The organism is uncultured Flavobacterium sp., assembly GCF_963975005.1.
GTDB lineage: Bacteria > Bacteroidota > Bacteroidia > Flavobacteriales > Flavobacteriaceae > Flavobacterium.
Genome location: NZ_CAXBFR010000023.1, coordinates 23,167 through 29,426, shown reverse-complemented (window position 1 = coordinate 29,426; position 6,260 = coordinate 23,167). Strand labels below are relative to the sequence as shown.

The 6,260-nt window shown below is 34.7% G+C and carries 3 protein-coding genes; all 3 read right to left on the bottom strand.

The features are described from left to right. A partial coding sequence (locus AACZ53_RS04690) for a hypothetical protein (protein WP_339835171.1) occupies positions 1-3,213 on the bottom strand: 3,213 nt, incomplete at its 3' end. 234 nt (positions 3,214-3,447) lie between these two features. Further along, positions 3,448-5,292: a tetratricopeptide repeat protein gene (locus tag AACZ53_RS04685; protein ID WP_339835170.1), complete on the bottom strand. Its 1,845-nt coding sequence runs from the start codon at positions 5,290-5,292 to the stop codon at positions 3,448-3,450. 530 nt (positions 5,293-5,822) lie between these two features. Beyond that, a complete protein-coding gene (umuD, locus tag AACZ53_RS04680; protein WP_339835169.1) occupies positions 5,823-6,257 on the bottom strand; it encodes a translesion error-prone DNA polymerase V autoproteolytic subunit in 435 nt (144 codons plus the stop codon). Between the last annotated feature and the right edge of the window lie 3 nt (positions 6,258-6,260).

The window sequence follows — 6,260 nt, the reverse complement described above, 5'->3', positions numbered from 1 at the left end:
GTTACCATGGGTCACTGTTTTCCATGATTTTGCTTCTGCTGCTGCTTGTGCAGCCCACGTAATGCCATCTAAACTGGTCATTACACGGTTCGTTCCGTTTAATGATACCGCTACAAATAGGCCATTACCATAGGTTACTGATGACCATTGATTTGCTTCTATGGCTGTTTGCAGGGTCCAAGTAATACCATCTAGACTGGTCATAACTCGGTGAGTACCTGAAAAACTTACCGCTACAAATTTACCACCTCCATAGGTTACTGATGACCATTGATTTGCTTCTGCTGCTGTTCGTGCCGTCCAAGTGATACCATCGGGGCTGGTCATAACTCGGTTAGTTCCACTTACTGCTACCGCTACAAATAGGCCATTACCATAGGTTACAGATCTCCATCCACTCACTTGTACAGCTATTCGTGCCGTCCAAGTGATGCCATCGGGGCTGGTCATAACAGGGTGAATTCCATCAGCTGCTACCGCTACAAATAGGCCATTACCATATGTCACTGAGTTCCAACTATTTGCTTCCGCCTCTGTTTGTGACGTCCAAGTGATGCCATCTGGACTAGTCATAACAAGGTTATTACCAAGATTTGCTACAGCTACAAATTGATTATTACCATACGTTACTGATGTCCATTGATTTGCTTCCGTAGCTGAGGTTTGTGACGTCCATGAGACCCCTGCATTGCAGGGTGTTGGTGTACATGTAGAATCAACAATACCTGATAAATTCACGGTTTGATCTGTTGCTCCTGTTGATGCCATTGTTAAAGTTTCCGAAATAGCACCTGATGTTGCCGAATTAGTTACTCTAACATAAACGGTTGTTGCGCTTAAAGTACCGCTAGCTGTTATGCTTACAGAACTTGCAAAACCAGAACCTGATGTTAAACTTACCTCAAAGCCTGTTGGTGCAGTTACTGTAACATCATTTGTTAAATCGATTCCTGAAATTGATATTGTTTGCTCTGCGGAAGCGATACCTGAACAGGTAGTAAAACTTGTAATAGATGATGAATCAACCGTAATTGTTGGTGTAGCAACCACAGTAGAACATACTGAGGTCATAACACGGTTACCTGTACCATTGAGCGATACAGCGACAAACATATTATTTTCATAGATTACACTAATCCAACTAGTGCTTGCAGCCGCAGATTGTGCTGTCCAAGTATTACCGTCAGGGCTTGTCATAACACGGTTTGAACCACTACCTGCTACTGCTACAAATAAACCATTACCATAGATAACACTCGTCCACGTATTATCTTCCGTAGACACTTGCGCTGTCCAAGTGATTCCATCGGGACTGGTCATTACCCGGTTTCCCGTTCCACTTTGAGCCACTGCTACAAATTGTCCATTGCCATAGGTAACATCGTTCCAATCATTATCAACCGCAGACGTTTGAGATGTCCAAGTAATGCCGTCAGGGCTCGTCATAACGCGGTTGCCGGTTCCGCTTCCAGCCACTGCTACAAAAAGACCATTTCCATATACAACGTCATTCCAAAGATTAAATGCAGCTGCATTTCGGGTCGTCCAAGTAATACCATCGGGACTTGTCATCACGCGATTCGCACCAGTCGCCGCAACTGCCACAAATAGTCCATTGCCATAGGTAACTCTATTCCACAAATTATCTGCTGCTGAATTTTGAGATGTCCAATTAATTCCATCAGGGCTCGTCATAACTCGATTGCCTAAACCAGACGCCGCAACCGCCACAAAAAGGCCATTACCAAAGGTAACATCTCTCCATTGGTTGTCCGCTACTGAATTTTGTGTTGTCCAAGTAATTGCATCTGGGCTCGTCATAACTCGATTGCCCGCACCCGAAGAAGCAACAGCCACATACAAGCCATTACCGTAGGTTACGCCTCTCCACAGATTATCAGCTGCTGAGGTCTGAGAAGTCCATAAGGTTCCTGCATTGCAGGGTGTTGTTGTTGATCCATTTCCAAAAACAGTAACTCCACCTTCAGAAGAGTAAGCTGTTCCAAGACTTGTATAAGGAGTGCCAGTTGCTAATACGCTTCCATCATTATTAAAGTTTACGTCGTTACCAAAAAATAAATCGTCAGCTTCTCCTAAAAGATTGCTTCCATCTTGTATCCAATCATTGTTATTCGAATCAAAATTAAAAATACGGATATATCCATTATCTCCAGCGCCAGATGTCCCTCCAACGGCTAATTTATTGCCGTCACTAGTTAAACTAACTGATGAACCATAATAATTTGATGTAGCAAGACCAGGAAGAACACTTCCTACTTGTACCCAATCATTCGTATTGCTGTCAAAGTCAAATGTTTTGGCATTTCCTATATAACCATTAGCTCCAGTTGAACCAACTGCAAGCCTTGTCCCATTTGAAGAAAGACTAATTGAAGCACCAAATGAATCGTCTGTAGTGTCACCTAAAAGATTGCTGCCTGTTTGTACCCAATTCGTTGAATTATAGGTAAACGTTTGTACAACACCTTGATAAGGATTGTACGCATATCCACCAGCAGCTATATGGCTACCATCAAAATCGATATCTAATGCATACCCTAATAGAGCACCTGTGGGCCCTTGAATTGTTGAACCGAGTTGTATCCATGTATTTGTGTTTGCATCATATTCATAGGCATAAACCAAACCGGATCCAAAACCATTGGTGCCGTTGCCATTAACGCCAGGGGCATTATAAGAACTAACCAATAATCGGTTACCGTCTCCACTTAATTTTAAATTCCATCCAAAATAATGTGTATATCCTTCACCAAAAAGATCAGTTCCAATTTGTGTCCACATACCATTTATGTTTTTAAAAACTTGTACTTGCCCAGAAAAATTTCCATTGCTTGTGTTATGAAGCGGTGCTCCAACAGCAACTAATGTTCCGTCTTCACTTAGACTTACTCGTGAGCCAAATTTCATTTCAGGAGTATTACCTACAAGTGTATTGCCTAATTGTGTCCAATCAGTGCCATTAAACTCAAAAATTCTAACTTGTCCAGCATTCGTTCCATTGGAGTCGTTTTCAGAAGCTCCTGACGCTAGTATGGTTCCGTCAGCACTAATGCTTACCGAATTTCCAAAATAATCACCGGGGTTTTCTCCGTTTATACGACTACCCTTTTGAGGCCAATTTTGGGCAGAAGCAAAGGAATACGTAAATAAAAGTAATAAAGCTATTGCTAGCTTGGGTAAATTTGTTTTCATAATAATCGCTTTATAAATATTTCGCGAACTTATGACTAAATTTAACTAATACTCTATTTTAGACCCCCCGATAAACCCCCGAAGTTCTAAAAAATTCATATTCTCTTTTATTTGCAGTTTACATATTATTAAATGAAGTTTACAGAAGTTAAAAGATGATTTTTTTAATCAAAAAATTAATTTATAAATTACTAAAAAAAAGGAAGCGGTATAAAGCTTGCGAAGGACTATATATTATTTAAAAGATAAAATAAAGGAAGTAAGATTTATATTTTTATCAAGCTTCATTTTTTTTCTAATAATTCCACGAGTGTTTTCTACAGTTTTAATACTTCGTTGCATTATCTCCGCTATTTCTTTAGTAGTTAAGTTTAAACGAAGTAATGACACTATTCGAAGTTCAACCGGTGATAAATCTGGATACATCGCTATAACTTTTGAATGAAAGATGCCATGAATTTCTTTAAAACGGAGATCAAATTCATTCCAAATATTTATGTTTTCTGATGAGGATTTAATTTTTCTAACTAATTGATTGATATCAATATTAGAAACTTTTGATAATTTTAAAATTTCTTCAACATCTGAAGCAATGAGTTTATTGTTTTCCTGAAGATGGCTAATTTTTAATGCTTTATGGGTTAATTCATTATTTTTTATTTCTAACTCTAATTTCATTTTCTCTGCGATAACTTCGGCTATTTTTTTCTCTTGTAAAGACTGTTTTTTTCTATAAAAAAACCAAAGTGACAATAGTACTAACAAAAGGGATAGACTAAATAAATATCCAATAGTTAATTTTTGACTGATTTGCTTAACATCCATTTCTGAAATGGTTTTTTGTTTTTCAGCCGTGTCGTATTTTATTTGTAATTCAACTATTTGTTTATGCTTTTCAATATTTACTAAACTATCATTTATTTGTTTAAACAAAGATTGAAAGTAAAAGGCGTTTCTATAATCGCCCATAGCTTTGTGCACATTCGTTAATGTTTCGTAGACTTTAGATTGTTCTTTTGGAATCCCTAATTTTTTTGTGTAATCCAAAGCCCTATTTAAATTTACGATAGCAACTTTATAATTTTTAAGAAAAAAATAGGTTTCACCTATACTAGCATAATTAAGGGCTAAACCATAGGGTATTTTCTCTTTTTTACAAATATCTAAAGATGAATTATAAAAAGCTAAGGCCTTTTTATGATCACCTCTTTTTTCATAAATATTCGCTAAATTGGAATAGTTTTGCGCCATTACTAGATTACTTCCTACCTTTTTTGCAATCTCTAGTGATTTTTCATAATACGTAGCAGCCCTGTTTAGTGAATCCATCTCTTTATATGAAACCCCCATATTAAGAAAGTTTATAGATAAATTTGATAAGTCATTGTAAATTTTATTTATTTCTGCTGACTTTTTGAAGTATTCTATGGATTTATTATATAATTTAAAATTTGCATTTGCATTTCCTAAATTGGTATAAATAATTGCTAGCAATTGTTTATTATTTAAATCTTGATAAATTTTAGCTGCTTTTATATAATTTTCTATTGCTAATTTATTATTCCCTTTTAAGACATATACATTTGCCCTATTATTGAAAATATCAGCATGTTGAATATTTTTTTTAGTGCTATTAATTTGATTTTCAGCTTTTGTATAACTTTCTAAAGCAGAATCGTATAATCCAAGATTATAATTTATTTTACCAAGTATTAGTAGAGCACTGACTTTATCAAAAGAATTATCATTCGGGATTTCAATTAAAGCAATTTCAATTTGTTTTTTTGCATTTTCATATTTACCTAACACATTTAATCCTATTGCATTATTAATTAAAGCATTCCAGATTCCCTCCTCATAAGAAAGTTCTTTAGAAACATTTAAGACGATTTTTGAATATTTTACCGCAAGATTCGGATTGTTTTTAATAATTTGTTCTATGTTAATTAACATATTATCAACCCATAGTTTATCTTTATTTTTAGATTTTGACAACAACTCTAGGGAATTTTCATTAGGTTGAGAAAAAAATAATGTTGGTGAAAGTAAAAAAATAAAAAAATAAAAAAGATTATTCATTTGTTGTGATTGTTTATTAATAACTAAACAAAAATACATCATAATATTTAATTAACCATTGAGTGTTTTTTTTTGTTTTTGAATGTGGATATGCAAATAAAAATTACAGATTAAGTTAAGCGACATTTTTTTTAATATTGTTTTGATTATTAAATTCTTCAATAGTTTTGTAAGTCAATTAATAATTAAAAAATAAAATTCATCAAAGCATTTAAATAAACAGAACTTAGAACAGTGTATCATATTGCAGAATTACACTACAGGTATAGTGGGAAGAAGAAATAAGAGCACCATTAGGCATTGGTAGGTGCGACACCGATTTTGAGATCAAATATAAGTTGGGCACGAACTAAATACTTTTGAAGAATAATTTGACGTATTTTATTGGTGATTTAAAATTCGAAGACTTTTAATTAGTTTTAATTCTTCATAGAAAAGAGAGATTTAGAGACGAAGAAACATTGGTAGATTAAGTGCGTTTAATTCCCACCCAGGGTACAAAAAACCTCAAGTTAATTCTTGAGGTTTTTTTATATCTTTTTTATCACATACGTAACAATTCCCCAAATGATTAAATCGTTTTCTTCGGCAATTTGTATGGGCTTGTAGTTTTTGTTTTCGGGCATTAGGAAAACATTATCACCTTCAATTTTTATTCTTTTTACCGTGAATTCGCCATCTATAAAGCAAATAGCAATTTTGTTGTTTTGTGGCTCTAAACTTCTATCGATTACTAAAATGTCACCATCATCAATTCCTGCTCCGATCATTGAGTTCCCACTTGCTTTGGCATAAAACGTAGCTTCTTTATTTTTTACTAATACGTTGTCTAAACTAATTTTACTTTCATCAAAATCTGCTGCAGGTGAGGGGAAACCAGCTTTTATTCCACTTGAAATATAAGGGAGTTCAATTTGATTTTCTAAATCAGGTAGAAAGAATTGTATTTTATGGTTTGGTTTCATTTT